General features: G+C 61.4%; 22 protein-coding genes. 14 read left to right on the top strand and 8 right to left on the bottom strand.

The genetic code is table 11. The features are described 5' to 3' along the window. Window positions 1-2: 2 nt before the first annotated feature. The 12 genes from NMG70_RS03975 (at window position 3) to NMG70_RS03920 (ending at window position 10815) form a co-directional block, all read left to right on the top strand. Window positions 3-1049 (top strand): UDP-glucuronic acid decarboxylase family protein, encoded by a 1047-nt coding sequence (locus tag NMG70_RS03975; protein ID WP_254023324.1) that lies wholly within the window; start codon window positions 3-5, stop codon window positions 1047-1049. Between the two features lie 103 nt (window positions 1050-1152). Next, the gene (locus NMG70_RS03970; protein ID WP_254023323.1) at window positions 1153-1371 is read left to right on the top strand and encodes a hypothetical protein; all 219 of its coding nucleotides are present in this window, start codon (window positions 1153-1155) and stop codon (window positions 1369-1371) included. A 161-nt stretch (window positions 1372-1532) separates the two neighbouring features. After that, entirely contained in the window at window positions 1533-2636 is a 1104-nt protein-coding gene (locus tag NMG70_RS03965) for an inositol-3-phosphate synthase (protein WP_254023322.1), read from the top strand. Next, window positions 2633-3229, top strand: coding sequence for a histidine phosphatase family protein (locus NMG70_RS03960; protein WP_254023321.1), 597 nt, complete (start codon window positions 2633-2635; stop codon window positions 3227-3229). The genes NMG70_RS03965 and NMG70_RS03960 overlap by 4 nt, the downstream gene beginning before the upstream one ends. A gap of 13 nt (window positions 3230-3242) precedes the next feature. After that, window positions 3243-4364, top strand: coding sequence for a CgeB family protein (locus NMG70_RS03955; protein WP_254023320.1), 1122 nt, complete (start codon window positions 3243-3245; stop codon window positions 4362-4364). Beyond that, window positions 4364-5170, top strand: coding sequence for a sugar phosphate nucleotidyltransferase (locus tag NMG70_RS03950; RefSeq protein ID WP_254023319.1), 807 nt, complete (start codon window positions 4364-4366; stop codon window positions 5168-5170). Before NMG70_RS03955 ends, NMG70_RS03950 begins: the two co-directional genes overlap by 1 nt. 2 nt (window positions 5171-5172) lie before the next feature. Then, window positions 5173-5934, top strand: coding sequence for a TIGR04290 family methyltransferase (locus tag NMG70_RS03945; RefSeq protein WP_254023318.1), 762 nt, complete (start codon window positions 5173-5175; stop codon window positions 5932-5934). Next, complete coding sequence (locus tag NMG70_RS03940; protein ID WP_254023317.1) at window positions 5927-6859, top strand: glycoside hydrolase 5 family protein; 933 nt, start codon at window positions 5927-5929, stop codon at window positions 6857-6859. The genes NMG70_RS03945 and NMG70_RS03940 overlap by 8 nt, the downstream gene beginning before the upstream one ends. Before the next feature lie 7 nt (window positions 6860-6866). Next, window positions 6867-7718: a PIG-L deacetylase family protein gene (locus tag NMG70_RS03935; RefSeq protein WP_254023316.1), complete on the top strand. Its 852-nt coding sequence runs from the start codon at window positions 6867-6869 to the stop codon at window positions 7716-7718. Continuing rightward, complete coding sequence (locus tag NMG70_RS03930) at window positions 7715-8779, top strand: glycosyltransferase family 4 protein (RefSeq protein ID WP_254023315.1); 1065 nt, start codon at window positions 7715-7717, stop codon at window positions 8777-8779. Before NMG70_RS03935 ends, NMG70_RS03930 begins: the two co-directional genes overlap by 4 nt. A 9-nt stretch (window positions 8780-8788) precedes the next feature. Further along, on the top strand, window positions 8789-9778 hold the full coding sequence (locus tag NMG70_RS03925; protein WP_254023314.1) for a GNAT family N-acetyltransferase: 990 nt from the start codon (window positions 8789-8791) through the stop codon (window positions 9776-9778). Between the two features lie 65 nt (window positions 9779-9843). Beyond that, on the top strand, window positions 9844-10815 hold the full coding sequence (locus tag NMG70_RS03920; RefSeq protein WP_254023313.1) for a class I SAM-dependent methyltransferase: 972 nt from the start codon (window positions 9844-9846) through the stop codon (window positions 10813-10815). Window positions 10816-11864: 1049 nt separating this feature from the next. Here NMG70_RS03920 and NMG70_RS03915 read toward each other — a convergent pair. The 3 genes from NMG70_RS03915 to NMG70_RS03905 all read right to left on the bottom strand — a co-directional run bounded on the left by NMG70_RS03915 (window position 11865) and on the right by NMG70_RS03905 (window position 14017). Continuing rightward, entirely contained in the window at window positions 11865-12428 is a 564-nt protein-coding gene (locus NMG70_RS03915; protein ID WP_254023312.1) for a sigma-70 family RNA polymerase sigma factor, read from the bottom strand. 288 nt (window positions 12429-12716) lie between these two features. Continuing rightward, window positions 12717-13211 carry a hypothetical protein gene (locus NMG70_RS03910; protein ID WP_254023311.1) on the bottom strand — a complete coding sequence of 165 codons (495 nt, stop codon included), beginning with the start codon at window positions 13209-13211 and terminating at the stop codon, window positions 12717-12719. A gap of 278 nt (window positions 13212-13489) precedes the next feature. Then, complete coding sequence (locus NMG70_RS03905; RefSeq protein ID WP_254023310.1) at window positions 13490-14017, bottom strand: YciE/YciF ferroxidase family protein; 528 nt, start codon at window positions 14015-14017, stop codon at window positions 13490-13492. Window positions 14018-14895: 878 nt separating this feature from the next. On the opposite strand from NMG70_RS03905, the gene NMG70_RS03895 reads away from it, so the two are divergent. Next, on the top strand, window positions 14896-15153 hold the full coding sequence (locus NMG70_RS03895; RefSeq protein WP_254023308.1) for a GIY-YIG nuclease family protein: 258 nt from the start codon (window positions 14896-14898) through the stop codon (window positions 15151-15153). 667 nt (window positions 15154-15820) lie between these two features. Here the strand turns inward: NMG70_RS03895 and NMG70_RS03890 are convergent. Together NMG70_RS03890 and NMG70_RS03885 are read right to left on the bottom strand one after the other, a co-directional pair. Continuing rightward, window positions 15821-16975 carry a DUF3182 family protein gene (locus NMG70_RS03890; protein ID WP_254023307.1) on the bottom strand — a complete coding sequence of 385 codons (1155 nt, stop codon included), beginning with the start codon at window positions 16973-16975 and terminating at the stop codon, window positions 15821-15823. A 208-nt stretch (window positions 16976-17183) separates the two neighbouring features. Continuing rightward, the gene (locus tag NMG70_RS03885; protein ID WP_254023306.1) at window positions 17184-17708 is read right to left on the bottom strand and encodes a metallophosphoesterase family protein; all 525 of its coding nucleotides are present in this window, start codon (window positions 17706-17708) and stop codon (window positions 17184-17186) included. Between the two features lie 190 nt (window positions 17709-17898). On the opposite strand from NMG70_RS03885, the gene NMG70_RS03880 reads away from it, so the two are divergent. Next, the gene (locus NMG70_RS03880; RefSeq protein ID WP_254023305.1) at window positions 17899-18153 is read left to right on the top strand and encodes a DUF982 domain-containing protein; all 255 of its coding nucleotides are present in this window, start codon (window positions 17899-17901) and stop codon (window positions 18151-18153) included. 10 nt (window positions 18154-18163) lie between these two features. On the opposite strand, the gene NMG70_RS03875 is transcribed toward NMG70_RS03880, so the two are convergent. The 3 genes from NMG70_RS03875 to NMG70_RS03865 form a co-directional block, all read right to left on the bottom strand. Then, window positions 18164-18460, bottom strand: coding sequence for a hypothetical protein (locus tag NMG70_RS03875; protein ID WP_254023304.1), 297 nt, complete (start codon window positions 18458-18460; stop codon window positions 18164-18166). A 189-nt stretch (window positions 18461-18649) separates the two neighbouring features. Then, entirely contained in the window at window positions 18650-21196 is a 2547-nt protein-coding gene (locus NMG70_RS03870) for an NAD-dependent epimerase/dehydratase family protein (RefSeq protein ID WP_254023303.1), read from the bottom strand. 272 nt (window positions 21197-21468) lie between these two features. Beyond that, entirely contained in the window at window positions 21469-21702 is a 234-nt protein-coding gene (locus NMG70_RS03865) for a hypothetical protein (protein WP_254023302.1), read from the bottom strand. Window positions 21703-21747 lie beyond the last annotated feature (45 nt).

Raw genomic sequence — 21747 nt, 5'->3', positions numbered from 1 at the left:
AGATGCGGCAATCAAGAAGGACGCAACGGACCAAAACGGCGCTTGTCGCCGGCGGCGCGGGTTTCCTCGGTTCGCATCTTTGCGAAACACTGCTTCAGGCCGGGTACCGCGTGATCTGTGTCGACAATTTTCTTACCGGTCGGATGGAAAACATCGTCTCGATGATGGACCGCCCTCGTTTCCGGCTGATCGAGCAGGATATTTGCCGACCATTGGACCTTGCTGAGCCGGTGGACCGCATTTTCAACCTGGCGTGCGCCGCATCGCCGCCGCGCTACCAAGCCGATCCGGTTCACACCACGCGAACCTGCGTGATCGGAACCCTCCATCTGCTTGAGCTCGCCGCCCAAAACAATGCGCGCTTCCTGCAGGCATCGACAAGCGAAGTGTATGGCGATCCCGAACAGCACCCGCAAAGGGAAGACTATGTCGGTCACGTGAACTGCACCGGTCCTCGTGCCTGCTATGACGAGGGCAAGCGCACCGCCGAAACCTTGTGCTTCGACTATTTGAGAACCGAAATGGCCGACATCCGGGTCGCGCGCATCTTCAACACCTATGGTCCGAGGATGGATCCTGCCGACGGCCGGATCGTCTCGAACCTGGTGATGCAGGCGCTCGAGAAGAGACCACTGACGATATTCGGCGACGGGCTGCAGACCAGGTCGTTCTGCTACGTCTCCGATCTGGTTGACGGTCTGGTCCGTCTTATGGATGTCGATCCCAATCCGCGCCAACCGGTCAATTTGGGCAATCCCGGGGAGTTCACCGTTCTTCAACTGGCCGGCTTGGTGAGAGATATGACCTACAGCAACTCGGGCTTCAAATTCCTGCCACTGCCGCAAGACGACCCTCGCCGGCGGCAACCGGATATTTCCCGAGCAAAAACCCTTCTCGATTGGGCGCCAAAGGTGCCGCTCAAGCAAGGCCTGATGCAGACGATCAGCTATTTTACGGAGCTCGAAGCCAGCCGTAACGAGCATCGAATTTCCCCAATTGCGACAAGCGTCAAGTCCGCTTCAGGCCGACTGCAAAACCTGCCGGCCTGAGGTGAGGGAGAGCTGCCCGCGGGCATGGTCATGGTGAGACGGTGACCGTGCCACAGGCGCTTTCACTTTTTCTCATTATGGGAACATCCGGTCGACCTCGCCGTTGGGCGAAGGTATCGGCATGGAGAACGGACCCGTGCATCGAAAACGATCCGCCAAGGACATCGAGCAAATGGCTGAAAGGGAAACGGCTGCCTTTCTGAGACGTGCCTCGATCACCTACCTCGAATGCTGTGTGAGCCTGATGATGACACACCTCGAGCGCGAGGAAGTGGCCACCATCCTGGAAAAAGAAGCGGATATGCTGCGAAGCCTCGACTGAGGCCTCCGGCGCTGAGGTCGGTCAGCCCAGGCAACGCAAAACACAGGGCGCAGCTTTGATCCGAATGGAAGTTCGTGATTTTTCCAGGTCGCAAGGAACATTCCCGGCAGCTGACAGTTCGGCGCGAGGAACTTACCTTCAACAGCGATGGCGGCAGTTTCGTGGGATCAAAAAAGGTACGGATTGGAATAGCCGGCGTCGGCAATTGCGCGTCTTCCCTTGTCCAGGGCCTCTCATATTATCGGGATGCCAAGGGCAATGAGCCGATACCGGGCCTGATGCATGCCAATCTCGGCGGCTATCACGTCGATGACATCGAGGTGGTCTGTGCTTTCGACGTCGCCAAGGGCAAAGTTGGGCGTGATGTGGCGGAAGCCATATACAATGCGCCTAACAACACTTTCCGCTTTGCCGATGTTGCGGCAACCGGCGTTCGCGTCGAGCGCGGACCGACACTTGACGGCATCGGCAAATATCTGCGCGATGAGATCGAGGAGGCAGAAGAGCCTGTCGCGAATGTCAGCGCGCTGCTTCGTGAAAGCGGCGCAGACGTCCTGGTCTCATATCTGCCGGTCGGCTCGGAAGAAGCTACGCGTTTTTATGCCGAGTGCGCGCTCGAGGCCGGTTGCGCCTTCGTCAACTGCATACCGGTCTTTATCGCATCGCGGGCTGAATGGCGCCGGCGCTTTGAACAGCGCGGTCTGCCGCTGGTCGGCGACGATATCAAAAGCCAGGTCGGCGCGACGATCGTGCACCGGTTGCTCGCCAATCTGTTCCGCGAGCGCGGCGTCCGCATCGACCGCACCTACCAGCTGAATTTCGGCGGCAACACCGATTTCCTCAACATGCTGGAACGCGAGCGGCTGGAATCGAAGAAAATTTCCAAAACACAATCCGTAGCCAGCCAGTTCGACGTCCCCCTGGAGGCCGGCAACATCCATGTCGGCCCCAGCGACCATGTTCCCTGGCTTACCGATCGAAAATGGGCCTACATCCGCGTCGAAGGCACGACGTTCGGCGGCGTGCCGCTGAATGCAGAGCTCAAACTGGAAGTATGGGATTCGCCCAACTCGGCCGGAGTTGTTATCGACGCTGTCCGCTGCGCTAAACTGGCGCTTGACCGCGGCATCGCGGGAGCGCTGACCGGCCCTTGCAGCTATTTCATGAAGTCGCCGCCCGAGCAGTTCACCGATGCCGAGGCACGCCAGCGCACGCTGTCTTTCATCGCCGGGAGGGACGAGCCGATGCTTGATGCCGCGGAATGACGACGACGTTCCTTTTGATCCGCCATGCGGCGCACGACAATGTGGGCAACTATCTTGCCGGACGCATGGCTGGAGTTTGCCTCGGCGAAACCGGCAGGGCACAAGCCTTGCGCCTGGCCAGCCACTTGGCGCCGCGGCCGCTAGCGGCCATCTGTTGCAGCCCGCGCGAACGAACCATGGAAACCGCAAAACCGATCGCAATCGCCTGCAGCCCCGAGAAGATTACAATCCGCCAGGAACTCGATGAGATCGACTTCGGCGCGTGGTCGGGAAAGACCTTCGAAGAGTTGAACCAGGACGCCGGCTGGCTTGTGTGGAACAGTCAACGTCAGCAGGCGAGGACGCCCGGCGGCGAGACCATGCTGGACGTCCAGCAACGTGTCGTCTCGCTGATGCAGCAGCTTCGCAAAGGCTATCAGAATCAGTCCGTGGCACTGGTCAGCCATGCTGACGTGATCAAAGCCGCCGTCTGCAAGGTGCTCGGCTTGCCGCTGGGAGACTGTTTTCGCTTCGACATCGACCCCGCTTCGATCACCACGGTCGTGTCCGGTGACTGGGGCTCCAAGCTGATCCGACTAAACGAAGCCGCCTGACGAGGACTGCCGGATGCGTATGGTCATTTTCGGTCTCACCGTCACCTCCTCGTGGGGAAACGGACACGCGACGCTGTGGCGCGGGCTGATCCGTGCGCTGGGCGGGCTGGGCTGGTCGGTCAGCTTTTTCGAACGCAACACCCCATATTATGCCGGCGCACGCGATCTTGATCATCTCGATGGCGGCAATGTCGTTCTCTATCCGGAGTGGGAGGACATTCGCCATGTCGCGGAACAGGCGATCGGGCAATCGGACGTCGTCATCATCACGTCCTATTGTCCCGACGCCGTGGAAGCATCGCGCCTGGCGCAGCAGGCCTGTCGCGGGCTGAAAGTTTTCTACGATCTCGACACGCCGGTCACACTCGCCCGGATCGAACAAGGTCTACGACCGGCGTATTACGGGCCGGAAGGGCTGCGCGATTTCGACCTCGTCCTGAGTTACACGGGGGGAACCGCAATCGATGCGCTAAAAGCGCTGCTGGGCGCCCGCCGTGTCTTGCCTCTCTACGGCCATGTCGATCCCGAGCGACACCGGCCGGCCGAGCCCCGGGCTGAATTCGCCGGGGATTTATCCTATCTCGGAACTTATGCGGCCGATCGCCAGGCCGGAGTCGAAAAGCTGCTGGTCCGCACGGCAGCGCGCCTGCCGGACCACCGCTTCGTCATCGGCGGCGCCCAATATCCGCACGAATTTCCGTGGGGCGAAAACATCTTCTTTGTCAGGCACCTTCCGCCTGCGGATCATCCGGCCTTCTTCTGCTCATCGCGCCTGACGCTGAACGTGACCCGCGAGGCAATGGCCAAGAGGGGCTGGTGTCCTTCGGGCAGGCTGTTCGAAGCGGCAGCCTGCGGGGCGGCGATCGTGAGCGACACCTGGCCCGGGCTGAGCAGTTTTTTCCAGCCCGGCAGCGAGATCATCCTGGCGGACACCACCGACGACGTGGTCGCGGCAGTCGGCTTGCCCGACAGCGAAGTCGACGCCATCCGGCGCCGGGCGCGCGAGCGGGTGCTGGACGAACACACCTCTGCGCAGCGCGCCAGGGAGTTGGACCGCCTCCTGTCCGATTCATTGCAGGGCTTGACGGCGGGGCAGGGCCTGACGGCGGGCGAGCCGTTGAAGGAAGCAATCTGATGTTGGGCATCGTGCCCGCCGCCGGCCGCGGCAGCCGCATTCAACCGCTCGGCTTCTCAAAGGAGCTGCTGCCGGTCGGCAGCCGCATCGACGGCCAGACCGAGCGTCCTTGCGCGGTGAGCGAATATCTGGTGCGTCGCATGGTGCGCAACGGCGTCGACAAAATCTGCTTCGTCATCGGATCGGGAAAATCCGACATTCTCGAATACTACGCCGCCGGCTACGGCGACGCCGCCGCATTGTTTGTCGTGCAGCCCAACCCCGTCGGGCTTTGCGACGCGATCTTCCGCGCCGCGCCGCTGGTCGCGCCGGACGAGACGGTTCTGATCGGCCTGCCCGACACGATCTGGTTTCCGGAAGATGGCTTTTGCCGCCTGCCGGACGACCGGCTGTCGTTCTTGCTCTTCCCGGTGGATCACCCGGAACTCTTCGATGCCGTCGTTCTCGACGGGGATGACCGGGTGAAGGAGATCCAGGTCAAGCAACAAGGCGCCGCATCGAACTGGATTTGGGGGGCGTTCAAGATGCCGGGCCGCATTCTTCACCAGCTTGCCGCGCTTTGGCGCGAGCGGGATCAAAGCGACGAATATGTCGGCACCCTGATCAACGCCCATCTGGCGGTCGGTGGTGAGGCTTGCGGCGTCAAGGCAGGCACCGCCTATGTCGACGTCGGCACGTTCAACGGCTACCGCACGGCGCTTCGGCTGCTCGAGAACAACGACACTACGTTGGAGGACCCGAAAAACCTCATATTCGTGCTGCCGGGGCAGGCGCAAATACCAAGCCATCCAGGCGAAGGAGGCTAGCCATGCTGCGTTCGAACGCCGAAATCCGCCGCCGCATCGATGCCCTTGGCCCGTGGTTCCACAACATGGAGTTGGCGGGCGTCGAAACCGCCCCCGACCATTTCCTCGGCAACTATCCCCTGAACAAATGGCGCAAGTTCGCCGACGCCATTCCTGCCGACCTGTCCGGCAAGGCCGTGCTCGACATAGGCTGCAACGCCGGCTTCTACTCGATCGAGATGAAGCGACGAGGCGCCGGCCGCGTCCTCGGCATCGATTTCGATGAAGCCTATCTGGCGCAGGCGCGCTTCGCCGCCGAAATCGCGGACTGCGACATCGAATTCCAGCAGCTGTCGGTCTACGACGTCGGCGCCTTGCGGGAGAAATTCGACATCGTGCTGTTCATGGGCGTGCTTTATCACCTGCGCCACCCCCTGCTCGCTCTCGATCTGATCCGGGAGCACGTTGCCGGCGACCTGATGATCTTCCAGTCCATGCAGCGCGGCAGCATCGAACTGCCTGCACTCGATGAGAATTATCCTTTCTCGACCCACGATCTGTTCGACCGGCCGGAGTTTCCGAAGCTGCATTTCGTCGAGCATCGCTATGCCGACGACCCGACCAACTGGTGGATTCCCAATCGCGCCTGCACCGAAGCGATGCTGCGCAGCGCCGGCTTCGAGATCGTGCTGCACCCGGAGCAAGAGGTTTATTTCTGCCGCGCCGCCGGTGAGCCGGCCGGCGGCGGCGCCGTCTACCCGTCGAAAGGACCACTTCATGATTGAAGCCGCGATGATCTGGAACGAGCCGAACAACAAATCCCATTGGGATCCCGAACTCGACCCCGACTGGAGCCGCTTTGCCAACATGGCAACACTGGCCGCCGATGCGATCGGATCGGCAAACCCGGCCGTGACCAGGATACTGGGCGGCATTTCGCCGATCGATGCCGATTTCATGGCGCTCATGAAGCAATATGGGGTGCTCGACCATGTCGATGCCGTCGGTGTGCATGGCTTCCCACTCGACTGGAATCTCTGGCAGATTCAGGAATGGCCCCAGAAGATCGGCGAGATTTCGACCGTCACCGATCTTCCCGTATGGGTCAGCGAAGTTGGTGTGTCGAGCTTCGGGGCGGAGGAGGTACAGCTCTGGGGTTTGCGCAGGAGCGCCGAACTGCTGCTCGGCAATGCCTCGCGCGTGCAATGGTACAGCCTCTACGATCTTCCGCGCGAATGGGGGGCAACGACGCGTCACCGCGAGGCCGAAGGCTCCTCCTACTATCGCCACTTCTACATGGGCCTGCTACGCGAAGACGGTACGCCCAAACCCGCGCTCGAGGAATTCCTGCGTTACGCACCCGACATGGGACTGGTGCAATGGTTCCATTTTGAAGATCCCCGGCTGGAGGACGCCGTCGCCTGGATGAAACGGCTGGGCGTCACCAATCTGCGCACCGGGCTCTCCTGGGCCGACAGTTTCAGGCCGAATGCGCTGGATTGGTACGACCGGCAGATGGAAGCACTTGCCGATTTCGACGTGACCATCACCTTCTGCTTCACTCCGGAGCACCGTGGAGTGATGCCGCATCACACCAGTCCGCCGCTGGTGCCGGAGGAATTCGCGGAGTTTTGCGCGACGATGACCCGCCGCTACGCTCCCGCCTTGGCTGTCTCGCCGGTCAGAGCGGTGCGGGCTTCGGCAGCATGAGTGTGTCATGCAACACGCACCCGACAGGTCCGGACCGCTTGCCGAATTCGCGGCCTTGTTGCTAGGTGCTGCTCCGCACTGCTCTGACGGTGCTGAAATCATGATCGTTGTCGCGCATCCGGACGACGAGACCATCGGCATCGGCGGGCATCTTGCCGGCTTGCGCGGATCTCGCATCGTCCATGTCACCGACGGCGCGCCGCGAGACCTTGAAGACGCGCGAGCACACGGCTTCGAGACGTGGCAGGACTATGCCGAGGCCCGCCATAAGGAGCTGGAGACGGCGCTGGCGGCAGCGGGATTGCCGTCTACGGCCCTGATCAGCCTCGGCTATCCCGACAAGCAAGCCGCCGGAAATCTTGGCTCGCTCGCACGGGATCTGACCGGCCTTTTGGCCGATCGCGACGTCAGCTTCGTCTGTACGCATCCTTATGAAGGTGGTCACCCTGATCATGACGCCACCGCCTTTGCCGTCCATGCGGCCTGCCATTTGCTGCGCCGCGACGGACGCCAGGCGCCGGCCATCGTCGAAATGGCGTTCTATTCCGCCGGACCTGAGGGCGCAGTCCTCCAGGACTTCAACAGCGATCCCGGCGGTGAGTGCATTGAACTCCACCTTACGGAAGCGGCTTTCGAACGAAAGCAGTGCATGCTGGCCTGCCACCGGACACAGCAACGGACGCTGGCGCCGTTTACGGCGCGCGCCGAACGTTTCCGGGTGGCGCCCGCCTATGATTTCCTGGCGCTGCCGAACCACGGCAGGCTTTATTACGAGGCGCTGCCGCTCGGTTTCGAGCCGGCGGTTTGGCTTCACGCCGCGGCCGCTGCGCATGAGGAGCTTGGGCTCGACCGGCCATGACCCTCACCGTCCTGAACGTCGCCTACCCTCTCGCGCCAGTCGGCCCGGATGCGGTTGGCGGTGCCGAGCAGGTGCTGTCGATGCTCGACCAGGCACTCGTGCGCGCGGGACACGCTTCCATCGTGATCGGTTGCCGGGGCTCGAAAGCGGCGGGCGTGCTCATCGAGACGCCTGCTGAACCGGGTGTGCTCGACGATGCGGCGAAGAAACGGGCACAGCGCTCTCACCGCACCGCGATAGAAGTCGCACGCGCCCGTTGGCCGATCGACGTGGTTCATCTGCACGGCATCGATTTTGATGCCTATCTGCCTGATGATGGCCCGACCCTTGTAAGCCTGCACCTGCCGCTCGATTGGTATCCCGCAGATGCCTTGCGCACTGTCCGCGACGATCTATGGCTTCACGCCGTCTCGATCGCCCAACAGAGGACCGCGCCGCCGGATGCCAGGCTGCTGGCACCCATTCCAAACGGCGTCGATATCGACGCGCTGAGTAGTCGGCAGTCAAAGCGCAACTTCGCGCTGGTGCTCAGCCGCATTTGCCCTGAAAAGGGCATCCACCTGGCACTGGACGCGGCCAAACAGGCTGGCGTGCCGCTGATCATCGGCGGCAAGGTCTACCCCTATGAAACACACACGCTGTACTTTCGTGACGAAGTCCAGCCGCGCCTCGACAAGCGCCGCCGCTTCCTCGGTCCGCTTGGCTTCGTCGCAAAGCGGCGCTTTCTCAACGCCGCCCGCTGCCTGGTCATTCCCAGCCTTGCCGCGGAAACCAGCTCGCTTGTCGCGATGGAGGCTCTCGCCTGCGGCACGCCGGTCGTCGCCTGTCCAAACGGCGCGCTGCCGGACGTGGTCGAACACGGCAAGACGGGCTTTCTGGTCAACAACATCCGTGAGATGGCGGAGGCCATCGTCGCAGCCTCCGGCCTTGATGCCGAGACATGCCGGGCCGAGGCGCGGCGGCGCTTTTCGCTCGACCAAATGATTTCGTCTTACATGGACGCCTACCAGACGCTGGCAGGGCTTGGTGCCGGCCGCAGGCGCCGCGCGGCGGTGCAGTGAGCGGCTTTCATGCTCCGCTCCGAGATCATCGACGATCCGGCCGCCCTTGAGGCGCTGGCGCCGCGCTGGTGGGAGCTCTGGGCGCACAGCCGGACAGCGACGCCGTTCCAAAGCCCCGCCTGGCTGGTGCCGTGGTGGCGCGCATTCGCGCCCGGAGAACTGGCGACGATCGCTGTCTGGCGAGGCGACAATCTGGTGGGATTGGCACCGCTTTACCTGGAACACGCCACTTCCGGGTCGAGACTGCTTCCGGTTGGGATTTCATTGAGCGACTATCTGGATGTCCTGTGTTTCCCCGGTATCGAAGCGGCTGTCGCCGCCGTCATCGCCGACCGGGTTCTTGCAATCAATTGGTCGCAATGGATTTTACCGGACCTACCGGCCGGTGCTGCCGGTCTCACTATTACGCACCCTGCGCTGGAGGTGGGTCAACTCGTCGACCACGCCGCTTGTCCCGTGCTGCCGATCGCTGGCGACGATGCGCTCGCGGTCTGCGTTCCGGCGCGGCGAAGACGCCAGTTGCGCCGCGCACACAATGCCGCACGCCGGCGCGGCTGCGTATCCATCATACCGGCGCAGGCCGATCTCAAAGCGTTTTTCGATCACCTGATCCGCCTTCACGGCGCGCGTTGGGCCGGGCGTGGCGACGGCGTTCTGGCCGATCCGGCTGCAGAAGAATTCCATCGGCAGGCGCTTCCCATCCTTGCCGCACAGGGTCTTGTCCGATGCTGGCTTGTTGCTATCGATGATGCGGTCGTCGGCGCCTATTACGGATTTCATCATCGCCACCGCGCCTACGCCTACCTTGGCGGTTTTGATCCGGCCTATGCCGAGGAAAGTCCCGGCGCAATCCTGATCGGTCACGCGATTGCCGAAGCGGCCCGTGAAGGAGCACGGGAGTTCGATTTTCTGCGTGGCCAGGAGAGCTACAAATATGGCTGGGGCGCCGTCGACCAATGGACAATGCGAAAGGTCTGGACGCGGAGCATGGCTCAATGAGCACCACCGGACGAAAGCCATCGCCCCAGGCGGCATCGACAGCAAAAATGGTGATCGAGGAGTGCATGGCCGACGGCGCCTGCGTCGAAGCCATCATTGCCAGACTGGCGCTGCGCTTCGAGACGGGGGTCGATGCCGCAGAATTGGCCGATGTGGCGCTGAAAATGAGTTCACCCGACCTGCGAAAACGCGACAGACTGCAGCGGATCGCCGATCTGCTTCGTCACAGGCCTGACATCTTCGCCACGCTGCGCGAAACAGGTGCGGCCGTCCGCCACGAACGCGATGAATGGGAAACTGACGCCGCGGTCGTCAGGCGGCTGGCCGCCGGCTTTGATGCCGCGGCGACAATTTCCCATGCGGCGAGCGTTCAGCTGTCTTCGTTGGGAGACGAGGAGAAACTCACCGCCGCCACCGACGAGATCGTCACATGGTTGCAGGGGCAAGGCTTCACCGGCCCCGACCAGGACATACTGGACATTGGTTGTGGCATCGGGCGCTTCGAAAGCGCGCTCTCGGATGCAGCGCACCGGATCGTCGGCATCGACATATCCCTGGAGATGATTTCGGTCGCCCGTCGGCGATGTGCCGGGCTGCGCAATGTCGACCTGCGGCCGACCTCTGGTCTCGATCTTGCCGATTTCGGCAACGCAAGCTTCGATTGCGTGCTGGCTGTCGACAGCTTCCCCTACCTGGTGCTGGCTGGCCTGGCGGAGCGGTACTTCAAGGAAATTGCGCGTGTTCTGAAACCGTCAGGCATGGCAGCACTTCTGAATTACTCCTATCGCGGATCGCCGGCGCTGGATCGTGCCGATGTTCACCGCCTCGCCGAAGCCGGCGGCATGCAGGTCGTGGTAGACGGCGAGAAGCCGTTCCGGCTGTGGGACGGAAATGCCTTTCTTCTTACGGCATCCGACGGAACATTACGGCCCAATGATTGTTGGGGCGTCAAAGAGACAAGGCACCAAAGAGACAAGGCACCAAAGAGAAAAGGCACCAAAGAGAAAAGGGCACCAAAGAGACAAGGGCACCTGTGAGTGCCCACAATCCGAAGGAGGACTAGATGGCATCCGGCGGCAAGATAGACATCATCTCTGCCGTCAGGTAAAGGCTCCGGCGCCGGCGCGATGACGATTTGGGCCAAGGACGAGGTCGAGGAAATGCGGCTTTGTCCAACAGAGCCTTGGAGCAGCACACCGACCAACGCCGGCTCGATGGCAATCGGATCAACTCCGATCAGTATCACGCCGCAGATCGGCTCTCCTAAGACTGACTGCTGCAACCGCAGACGCCAATCATGACCAGTGGCCAGTCGAGGTCGCGAGAGTCGAATTGTCGAGCGCACGGCAATATTGCCGGGAGGACCCGACGGGAAAGGATAGCTTCCCCGACGAGACCCGCAGCTTCGACACACAATGCTGAGCAAGGGACGGGCTGTGCAAGGGACGGGCTGTGCAAGGGACGGCGCTGACTGTGAGGACGGCGCGCGAATCCTTGCAAGCTCTGATTGCCGTCACCACACTGGTGAAGGGACTGATTCGTTAAGAGAACACTATGTCTCGCTCGAGCGACGATAGCATCAGCCCGAAACTCCGGCTGGCAATAGACCGGAAGATTGCATTTCTGCTGACTGCTATCGAGCAGGAAAAGGTCCCCGACCGGCTGACCAACCTTGCGGTTCAACTGCAGAATGCGCTTGTCGAGAAGCGTCGATGCAAAGCAAAGAAACAGGACTAGTCCCGCGACACAGTGATTTGACAGGTCGGCGATCGGCAGGGAACGTCCACAGCCCCCCTTCAGTGGCACATCGCAAACCTCTAGGATTGGCCGAACCATCTTTCCACTTCGTCATCCCAGGGCGAGCAGGGAGCGAAGCGACGCGGCGCAGACCCTGGGATGACGAAGGCATGGTGGCCTGTGGCTAATCACCAGCGTCAGAGATGGTGGCTGCAGGCCGGCCTGCAGCGACCGTCAGTCAAAGAACCAAATCCACCGTGCAGAGGAACTAGAGCGGTTTAGCTTTTGACAGAACCGCCGAACCGCTCCGGACGGAAAACCGTTACGCATTTTTCCTGAATTGCTCTAGCTATCGACGCCTGTCGACTGCGAAATTTCCCTGTGCTTCTGGCAAGGGATTGCGTCTTTCCACCAATGTCTGCAACGAACTTTCGCCGAGGTATTCCAGCACGCTGGCACGCGCTCGGTTAAGGCGGCTTTTTACCGTTCCCACCGCGCAGCCGCATATTTCGGCAGTTTCTTCATAGCTGACGCCAAGAACCCCGATCAGCATCAGAACCTCGCGCTGATGCTCCGGCAACCTCTGGACCGCGTTAGAGACTTCCTTGCTCTGAACGGACCACTCCTGCGTCGCTTCCGTGATCGGGATTGCGGAGGCGCAGTCAAGCAGGCCTGGCTTTTCCCTGTCGGCGGCCTTGATGCGCGTATAATAGGTATTGCGCATGATGGTGAAGAGCCATGACTTCATACGCGTTCCGGGCTCGAACTTGTCGATGTTGGCGAGCCCTTTGGTCAATGTCTCCTGGACCAGGTCGTCGGCATCGTCGGGAACACGGCAGAAGGTGCGGGCGAAGGCTCGCAGGGCGGGTATCAGGTCAACGATGGAAACTTCATCCGTTTCCTGGTTGGCCAAGGGGTAGCCCCTGGAGGACAATGGTCCAGCTCCCAGCAAGAAAGAGTTGATGAACGCAGACCTAGCTAAATGCATGAAGGTTTGGATCGTTCCGGACGTCGAAATAAGTCGCTGGAAAATCTCGGATTGGGCAACGCACACGCCCTGCTTGCGCGGCTGAGCTCCAGTTGCGGCGAGTCCCGCGTTTGGAACATGGTCAGGGATCCGCCCACTGGGTCATCAGCGATGTCAATTCGCCATCGGTTCGCCCGATGGCCGGGCTCCGCGGCAAGTCCAGCGGGCGGCCGTCTATGACCGCTCGTTGTTCTTAGCCGCCTCTTCTCGCTGCTTTTTCAGGACTTCGTCAGTCCCAACCAACTTTTTCGCCCCGCCGGATATCGCCGTGGACACCACGGCAGGCGGGTCGCTCGCGGGAAAAGAATCCTCAAGCCCGGCCTGCAACTGGTCTTCCAGGGTTTTCGGCTCTTCCGACCGACCAGGCGTCCTTCGGGTTTCTGCTTCCTCCAGCGGCTGTTTCATTTTCGGCGAACAACTGACCTCGCGAACGCAGGCGTAAAGCTGTTCGATGGCAAATTCCTTCATTGTCTCGAAATCGGCCCTCTCACCTTGCATTGCCTCGATCTGATCGACCATGGTCTTCTCGAACCGGTCAAGGCTATCGCTTCCGCAAGCCTGGCAAAGACGCAACAATGCTTCGTGGAGCACTTTCGGACCAAAGTAAGCAGACGCCTCGAGCTTGAGCCGCTGCAAATGCTCTGGAGTCACCGCCTGAAGTTTTGACATATGCAGCCCTTTCGCCTGACGAGCATATCAACGGCGTGGGTCGGCAGATGTTCCATCCACCCGGCACCGAGGCATAGCTCTTGTCCAGCGAGCCGCCGCGCTTCCAGTTTCAGGCGTGCCACCCAGCAACAGCAATTGCAGCGTCACCGATCCTCGAGCCGGCTCTGAACTGCCAGCTGACGCGGCAGTTTCAGGCAAATTTGCTGCCCGATACTCTGCATCTTCTGAGCGGAGCCCCTGGCATCCTGCCGGAGCTCCGCCAGCCATGTCATGAGGAACTACGCGGCCGCTTGAAGGGCACGTTGGTTGACACCACCCTCGCCTAGGCCCGTCAGCGCTTCGTCCGTCGCGACCTCTTCCTTGAGCGTCGCTTTGAGAAGAGCGGCGACATCGGCCTTTCCCATCTGTTCTGCCCAGGCGATTAGAGTGCCGTACCGGGCGATCTCGTAATGCTCGACGGCTTGCGCCGCTGCGACCAGTCCGGCATCGAGCGCAGGAGCGCCGTCATATTCTTCGAGGATCTCCGAGCCTTCTTCAATGATGCCGTCGATCGCCGGACAGGTCTTGCCGCGTGCTGCCTTGCCAAATTTCTCGAATACCTCCTCGAGGCGATCGACGTGAGCTTCCGTTTCAATACGATGCTTTTCGAAGGCAGCAGTCACTTTTTCTGACTCGGCACCTTTCGCCATTTTCGGCAGGGCCCTCAGTATTTTCTTTTCGGCGTAGTAGAGATCCTTGAGCCCGTCGAGGAACAGGTCCTCAAGACCCTTGGTTGTCGCTTTCGCGGCTTTCTTCGCAGTTGGCATGGTCGTCTCCCGCTGAGGTTGGAGCTAGCCTCCCCAATTAGGAAGGCGTCCGATAACCCCGCCGGCCGGCAACAAGTTCCCTGATGAGTCGAGCCGCTGGAAATTTTCCGACGCCTCGGGGTCGAGGCGCAGCGCCGCTCGCTTTTCGGGCCTGTGCCCCAGTTAGGCCGCGCGCCAGTCAGACCGCGCCGGGCAATCGGCTCAATCGATCCGCTTGATACGGCCCTTGTCGAGACGGAACACTCCATCCTGTCCGCCCTGCTTTTCAAAATCGGTAAGCAGATCGTCCCATGTACCCAGGAATTCGCCACAGTCGTCGCAAACGATCCCGTCCTCAGGGCGGGCGTCGGCCCGAATCCTCAGTCTTATTGTCAGACAATAAGGGCATTCCAGCTGGTGGTTAAGATACTGTTTGGTCATGGATGTCAGCAAGAATGCACTGGAAATGTGGCCCCTGCAACCTCCCTCGCGCTGATCCAGGGCTTGGTCGGAAACCTACGGCGATAGGGCACCACGGATTGCCGCGATCCTCCAGGAATGCGAGCGCGTTTTGGCAGGGCCCGAATATTTCGAAGCCGCTCACTCTCGCTACAGCGCTATCGAGGGGCGCGCTCGCGAGCGGCTTCGCTACCGCCGAGCTACACCACCTGTCGCGACACGACCTGGTTCTTTGACTGACGGTGGCTGCCGGTCGACCTGCAGCCAATCTCAAACGCTGGCGGTTTGCTACAGGCCACCACGTCTTCGTCATCCTAGGGCAAAGCAAGGAGCGAAGCGACGCGGCGCAGACCCTAGGATCCATTCCGTGACATCAGCCGAAGAATGCAGCGGCTCAGAACGGCACTTCTATCCGCAACGGTGGCAGGTACCCTTCAACCATGACCGGCTATGCCTATATGACCGCGAGCCAGAAGCGCGGCACGATCTATATCGGCGTCACCAATGATCTCGGCCGCCGCATGCCGGAGCACAGATCCGGCGAAGGCTCGCGCTTCACCAGCCGCTACGGCGTGCAGCGACTGGTCTGGTACGAGGAGCATTTCGACATTCGCGTCGCCACCCAGCGCGAGAAGTCGCTGAAGCGCTGGCCGCGCCAGTGGAAGATAGAGTTGATCGAGAAGTCCAATCCAGAATAATTCGAGCTTTTTCGCGGAACGGGGTGGTAGCATTAGGTTCTGGGCCGCTGCATTCTTCGGCTTGGGTAACGGCATGGATCCTAGGGTCTACGCCGCGTCGCTTCGCTCCTTGCTCCGCCCTAGGATGACGAAGTGGATAGGTGTTTCGGCTAATCCTAGAGGTTTGCGATTTGCCACTGACGGGAATTATCGACGTTCGCTGCTCACGCGATTCGGATCTTGCGACGCTGAAACGGTCCGCTCTCGGTTCGAAACCGACCGATGGGTCAACATGTTGAACCCATCATATCCGGTCTTTGGTCGGAGGCCAGCCAGACTGAGCCGTCGGCGGAATGTTGTCGGAAGTCACCTCACCCCGCTTGAGTTTTCTAATGGCTTCGTTGGCTTCGATTTCATCCAGGCCGGAAAGCGGCAAACCGTCAACTATGACGGCTTCCTCGCTCTCCTCGTCAATAGACTTCCCACAGACCCTCCGAATCCTGCCGTTTGTTGTAGATGGTTGGCATGGCCGCTCCCCGGATACCGCTATTGAACGCGTGCTACCCACGGATGTTCCCTGGCCTAAGCGTTTTGCGATTTTTAATTTGGCACGGCGCAAATGGCACAGGGTTGTGCAGCGACCATCGACGCGCAAGCAGTGCAAGACGATCGCACCAAGCTTAAGACACTAATCCGCCGCTTTCTTTGGCGGCTCCCGGGTCGCATGCGTGACGACGGTATAGCGCGTAATCGGACCCTCATCGGGGTCTTCTCCTTGAAAGTGCACGTCCGCGTTGACCAGTATCCGGCTGGTATTGCCGAACTTCTTAACTGCGGACGCACGCACCAGTTGGATGTCCGGGTCCTGCTTCATAATTTTTATTGCCGCAAGCTCGGCAGTACTGCTGCCGCCAATACGCCAGCTGGCCTCGAGCACACCGGATCGCCAGATACCGGACGAATCGACACCCTGGCCGATATCGTAGTTGCGCCGCGAGGCGAAAAATCCAGGATACTCAGCCATCGCCGCGTCATAGGCCCTCGCCTGCGCAATTGCCAAAGCCAGTGCGCGAGGAAGCTGAAGGTCTTCGAGAGCTTCCCATCCGCCGCGCACTACAATGAGATCCGATCCGCCATAAACGGATTGTCCTGCATTATCCGTCGTCGTCCTTTGAATGCCGTAGTAGGCGACCATTACTTCGTCGATCTCGGTTATGCCAACACTCAATGTGACGACGTCACGAAGGTCGGCTTCGAGCACCAGACCGCACTCGTCCAGGTCGGCCGAGCGGTATTGCTCGAGCAGTCTCTCGACGTCAGCGACCGTGCGAACGATGTGCTGGTCCTGGCCTCGCGAGGAAAGCGGCGGCTTAAGTCGGGCCAGCCCGAGCCTCAGCAGGCGTCGCGCTGCTCGCAGCGCATCGTGCCGCGAAAACACGGTGTAGCCAGGCAATACTGCTGCGCCGACAGTTCTGCCGAAGCCGGTTGACCATTCTTTCGGTCGCTCGGCCAAGTCGTCGACCAGTTCGTGGGTTATCGCCTTGGTGGTTGCGAAGCGCCAAGGCACCACGCCGCCGAAGAGGTCTTGCGGCCGGTTGATGCCCAGCCGCGCCGCATCGCTGGCAAGCAAGCTGTCGTCCGGCACGAAGTACAAGCCCCCGCCATTGCTGCTGCCGCTGCCTAGACCCTGCCGGAAGGCAAACCCCTTGAGGGTGGCAATCGTGCGGGCGACGGCAGCTATGGCTTCCCGCTCGTGAGCGTAGAGAGGCTCGCAGCCCGGCGCGGAGAATGCGATCACGGTGCCTTTTGGCTCGCTCGGCTGAGTGCCTCTGTGCTCGGTCATCTCGCTCGTTCCGGTGCTTCCTCGTTATGGCAATGGGTGACGATGTTGCGGTCGCTACGCCCTCTGCCCGGGAGAACGCACCAGATGGCAGAAACGTTCAGCCCGGAGTGCACGATTAAGGACGTCAGGTTCAAACGGTGTCTGAGGGGCGCCAAGTAGCGAAATTCGCCGACCTGCCAGCAACAGCCGGGATAATCCGCGTTTTTGATCACATGCGTCGAATTTCGCGGCCGGCCGTGCGCCGCCGTCGGCTCGCAAGGATGGCGGAAAGGGTGACCGGGCGAAAATCCCAGTTGTCGACGCCGGCGTCGTACTGGCGTGTGACCGGGCTCAGCCTGCCGTGGGAATGGCCATGCAGATCGATCGATTTCTTGCCGATCTGATTCCAGGTGCGAAAAGGATAGTGGCATAGGATCAGCAACCTGCCGTCTATCGTCAGTTCCTTGTAATGTTGTGTGCTGGCCCAACCCGCAGCCTCTATGGTCGCCGCGCCATCGTTGTTGCCGATAATCAGATGCTTCTCGCCATGAAGCGACGACAGGAGCGATGCAACGAATTCGGCCGATCCCTTCGCAAAGTCGCCGAGATGCCAGATCTCGTCATCCGGGTTGACGGTTTCGTTCCAGAGCGAAATCAGCGCTCGATCGTGTTCCGCCAGCGAGCCGAATGGGCGGCGATCGATACGCAGGACGCGGGGATCGCTGAAATGCGTGTCGGCCGTGAAATAGATCATGGTCGTTCACGCCTTTGTGGCAGGCAGATCACCTTCGTGGCGGTCACCTGCATTACGCCAAACTGCGCGGGTGGGTGAAATACCATACACCTACCATGGACAGGACAGCGGCAAGTCCGGCAACAATTAATATTTGAGGTGGCGAACAAGATCAGACGCGGCTAACATACTCCTCGCTTTGGAGAGTGTCGTGCGCACGAGACGTTTCAGAAAGCCGATTGTCGTTCAACCCGGTCGGATCGATCGCAACAGGGTCGTTTTGTCTGTCTCCGACGCGGCTGAAGTGCTGCTGAGGGACTGGCCGACGCCAACCTCCAAGACGCGACTGGCTGCAATGGCAGCCTGCCTTGCTGTTATCCGCGGCGAAAAGCCGCCAAGGGTCGCACGCCAAGCGTTCATCGTCGCGGCCAAGGACGCGAGGATCCTGCTCGGCGAACAAATCTAGGCCGGCGCCGTCAGGCAGAGCCTCGTTCAGGCAACTCGATCTCTTCCTTGACCTGCTCTTGCAGATCGTCACGCGCCGGCTTCGCCTCGCCGCGAGGTGCGTCCGAACCCGATTTTTTGTGTCTATCCAGTTCGTGCTCCACCGTGTCGCGCGAACCTTCTGCCGGGTCCTCCTGCGGGCGGTTGTCCGGCGCGACGGCTTGATCCTGTCGCTTGTCCTTTCTGCCCTGACCGCCATCGGGACTGCGCTCGTCGGCGTGGTCGGTATTGGCTGCTATCCGATCTCCGCCAATCATTTCGTCTGGCATGTTAGTTATACTCCGACTCCCCAATCCTGGCTGGGCGAAACCTTGCGAAGTGCGTCTCGCCTTTGGCACATGTTGTGGCATGAGGCCAAACGGCAGATTTGCAGCTTCGTTCCATCCTTCCTCGGCAGACTGGCCGTCACCGGACCCCTGACGATATCGGCCCGGATCGCCAGGCGCTGAAGTTGTTCCTCAGACAATCGCTCGATCCCAACCGCCGTAATGCTGGTCGCTGCGCGTGCCGCGCGGCAGGCTGAGCACGATCAGCGCCAGACCGATCGCAACGTCCGCCACGGTCGCCAGGGTTTCACCGCCGGCAAGCACGAAGGGGGACACCGCGATCCAGGCACCAAGCACGACATTGAGGAAGCGCACCGGCCGGACCACTTCGGCCATGGCCGTGACTGCGACCATGATAATGAGACAGCCGACGACATGATCGCTGAAGTAAAGCGGTGGCTGCGTGCCGAAGAGCAATGGCGTCGTCATCAGCAAGGCGCCGAGCAGCGTGCTCGCGACCAGCGTCCAGGGGAAGTTGACGCCGCCGGTGACAAATTCCTTCAGCACCTCGAAAACCGGACGGTCGAGGTCGGCCCCAGGCGTCTGGTTCTCCGACAGCGCCGGTCCGCCCATCCAGAAGGTACGCCAGAACGGCTCGCCCGCCCTCGTGGCGCCCCAGAGATACTGGATGGTCGCCAGCACCTCATCGACGGAGTAAGGGATCAGCACCACCGTGACGGCGGCCTGGAGAATGCAGAACGTGCACAGTGCGCCAATCAGCGGTGGCTGGATGATGATGAAGAAGACGCTGACCGCGCCAAGCGGAATGATCAGCAAGCCGAAGAGGAGCACCATCCACGGCATGGTGCGCCAGCGCCGGCGGTCGCCGATCGCGCCGGCGAGGATATCGAGGCAATAGGCGAAGGCGCCGAGCCCGGCATCGGCGATTGGAAAACCCTTCGAGACCCATGACGTCACCACCGCTTCGCTGCCGTTGCGCACCGGCGCGCCGCCGGGGCCGAAAAACGGATCCCACAGCCCATCCGCGTGGCCCATCTGGAAGGCGGCGAGATAGCGCGAGACGAACAGGCCGACGAAGGCCAGCGCCACGATCGGTATCCGCTGGGTGAAGGTCGATGGCGAATAGGTCCAGCCCAGCGGAATGTCGTCGTCGGCCGCCAGCGCGCGGCGGCTGATGCCAGGGGTCGGCGGGATCATCACCGCAAAGGCGACGATCAGCATGCCGACGAGCGCGTCGATGGCATAGGCGGCGGCGCTGGTCGTCCAAAACAGCAACGGCGCCAGCATCACCCAAACTCCGAGCGACGCCGTGATCCACTGCACCCAGCGCCAGCGTCGGGACATGCCCATCAACGCAAAGACCGTCACCAGCAGGCCGGAAACGATCTCGCTGACGCCGAGGCCTGCATTGCGCAATTGCGGCTCCGCGACAGCATGCCCCAGAGCGGGTGGCATTACGGCTGTGACGGGATCGAACAGTCCAACTGTCATCGGCGAAGTGACCAGCCATAGTCCGAGCGCAGCGTTGGTCATCGGCGCCCAGAGCGTCCTCGACCGATGCCGTTTTATCGCCGCTTCGACGTCTTCCTTGCTTCGCTCGAGCGGTCCCTTGAGGCGCCTTTCGGCCTGCTCGATCTCGGGGTCCGAAGCCGCGACAACGGGCGGATCGAGCTTGTTGGCCGCGTACCAGTCCGTGGGGTCCTGTTTCAGCCGGCGGATCATCTCCGGCAATGTGTCCAGCAGATGGTGTCTGGGCGCCCAGCCCAGCAGGGTTTTGGCCCGCGAGATGTCGATCTCGTAATGATCGTCCGAGTTCTCGATCATCCACGGTTTGATGTCGGTGTCCTGGTCGAGTACCTCCGTCTGCACCCAGGCGCCCAGCTTCGTCAGTTGCTTCGGCAGCGCCAGGGTCCGCCAGTCCTCGCCATGGATAAGCCGGCCGATGCGTTTCTGCATCTCCTCGTATGACGGTGTGTCTTCTTCGCCGATCAAAAGCACGGTCTCGGCCGGAAGTTCGGCGCGCCGGTCGACGGTGCGCACCACCGCATCGACGAGATCGTCCTTGTGCAGATAGGGCTGGCCGGCGGTGATATCGCCGGCGAACAGATAAGCGGTCGGCAAGCGCTCGAAGATGCGGGCGATCTGCTGGGCAATAAAGGCCGCCCGGCAGTCTTCGTCATAGACGCCGGCGAGCCGCAGGATCACCGTCTTGATCTGGCCGCGCTCCCTCGAAATCAGCGCCTCGGTTTCGGCCTTCGATTTTGGGTATGCCCAGGCCGGGTCAAGCGGCGAGCCCTCATTGATTTTCGCACCCTTCCCCGGGCTTGGCGCATGGACGAGAAGCGTGCTGGAGAACACGAACTGCTCGGTCTCGACCGCCGTCAGCGCCTTCAGGAGCCGGCGCGTGCCCTGCACGGTGACGGCGTCATATTTCGGGTTGTCCTCGCCGGTCGTGTCATAATAGGCGGCAAGATGAACGACCGAAGCGATTCGGCCGCCGCTGCGCTCCCGTGCCGCCTGCACAGCCCTGCTCACGCCCTCATCGGAGGTGAGATCGATCTCGATCGTCTCCATGCCGGCGGGGGCATGCTTCGGTTTTGCGACGTCGAGGCCGATGACGCGGTAGCGGTCAATCAAGCCTCGCGCGATCGCCTGCCCCAGGAAGCCACTGCTGCCGGTGATAAGAACCGTCGGAAGGGTCGTGCCGTTACTCGCCACAGCTCAGGCCTGTTCGCCAGGCCGCCTGGACTTCAACCGGGCAACCTGCCGGTCACGGTTAGCCGCAGTCCCATTCAGCCGGATGTGGGCGATCTGCAATGTCTTATCGAAGCTCATCATTGCCTCAAAGAGAAGGAAGCGCCTCGCGCCCCGCCCAGTGAGTTAACACCAGCATGCCAAAAATGTTTCCGGAGTCCGAATGTTTCCGGAGTCCGAATGGAAAATTGCTACTGGAGCCATTGTTCCAGGCATCCTTTCGTAACCAGCCGGCGTCATGGCGTGGCGTCGTGGCCCGGCCACTCCGCAGCGATGCGAACCTGGTGCAGCGTCGCACTCATCGGGCTCGGGTCTTCCTGATTGTTCTGGAATTGAAAACGGGCTTCCAGTTCGGCCCATATTCGCTCGGAAGTCGCCTCGAGGCCGGCAAGCAGCGCGACGACCAGCGCCAGAGTCTCGCGCTGGGCATTGAGCCGCCCCTCGATCTCTTCATTCGTCAACTCGGACATGTGGGACCGCTTCCAGTTTCAGGCGAAACGGCAGAATCGCGTCCT

Origin of the sequence: Mesorhizobium ventifaucium (assembly GCF_935822925.1) — a bacterium.
Lineage (GTDB): Bacteria > Pseudomonadota > Alphaproteobacteria > Rhizobiales > Rhizobiaceae > Mesorhizobium > Mesorhizobium ventifaucium.
This window is presented reverse-complemented; position numbering and strand designations above follow the sequence as displayed.

Excerpts from the sequence above, each read along its gene's own strand:
- NMG70_RS03975 (WP_254023324.1), top strand. The coding sequence starts at position 3 with ATGCGGCAATCAAGAAGGACGCAACGGACCAAAACGGCGCTTGTCGCC.
- NMG70_RS03960 (WP_254023321.1), top strand. The coding sequence starts at position 2,633 with ATGACGACGACGTTCCTTTTGATCCGCCATGCGGCGCACGACAATGTG.
- NMG70_RS03955 (WP_254023320.1), top strand. The coding sequence starts at position 3,243 with ATGCGTATGGTCATTTTCGGTCTCACCGTCACCTCCTCGTGGGGAAAC.
- NMG70_RS03950 (WP_254023319.1), top strand. The coding sequence starts at position 4,364 with ATGTTGGGCATCGTGCCCGCCGCCGGCCGCGGCAGCCGCATTCAACCG.
- NMG70_RS03945 (WP_254023318.1), top strand. The coding sequence starts at position 5,173 with ATGCTGCGTTCGAACGCCGAAATCCGCCGCCGCATCGATGCCCTTGGC.
- NMG70_RS03940 (WP_254023317.1), top strand. The coding sequence starts at position 5,927 with ATGATTGAAGCCGCGATGATCTGGAACGAGCCGAACAACAAATCCCAT.
- NMG70_RS03935 (WP_254023316.1), top strand. The coding sequence starts at position 6,867 with ATGCAACACGCACCCGACAGGTCCGGACCGCTTGCCGAATTCGCGGCC.
- NMG70_RS03930 (WP_254023315.1), top strand. The coding sequence starts at position 7,715 with ATGACCCTCACCGTCCTGAACGTCGCCTACCCTCTCGCGCCAGTCGGC.
- NMG70_RS03925 (WP_254023314.1), top strand. The coding sequence starts at position 8,789 with ATGCTCCGCTCCGAGATCATCGACGATCCGGCCGCCCTTGAGGCGCTG.
- NMG70_RS03920 (WP_254023313.1), top strand. The coding sequence starts at position 9,844 with ATGGCCGACGGCGCCTGCGTCGAAGCCATCATTGCCAGACTGGCGCTG.
- NMG70_RS03910 (WP_254023311.1), bottom strand. The coding sequence starts at position 13,211 with ATGTCAAAACTTCAGGCGGTGACTCCAGAGCATTTGCAGCGGCTCAAG.
- NMG70_RS03905 (WP_254023310.1), bottom strand. The coding sequence starts at position 14,017 with ATGCCAACTGCGAAGAAAGCCGCGAAAGCGACAACCAAGGGTCTTGAG.
- NMG70_RS03895 (WP_254023308.1), top strand. The coding sequence starts at position 14,896 with ATGACCGGCTATGCCTATATGACCGCGAGCCAGAAGCGCGGCACGATC.
- NMG70_RS03890 (WP_254023307.1), bottom strand. The coding sequence starts at position 16,975 with ATGACCGAGCACAGAGGCACTCAGCCGAGCGAGCCAAAAGGCACCGTG.
- NMG70_RS03885 (WP_254023306.1), bottom strand. The coding sequence starts at position 17,708 with ATGATCTATTTCACGGCCGACACGCATTTCAGCGATCCCCGCGTCCTG.
- NMG70_RS03875 (WP_254023304.1), bottom strand. The coding sequence starts at position 18,460 with ATGCCAGACGAAATGATTGGCGGAGATCGGATAGCAGCCAATACCGAC.
- NMG70_RS03865 (WP_254023302.1), bottom strand. The coding sequence starts at position 21,702 with ATGTCCGAGTTGACGAATGAAGAGATCGAGGGGCGGCTCAATGCCCAG.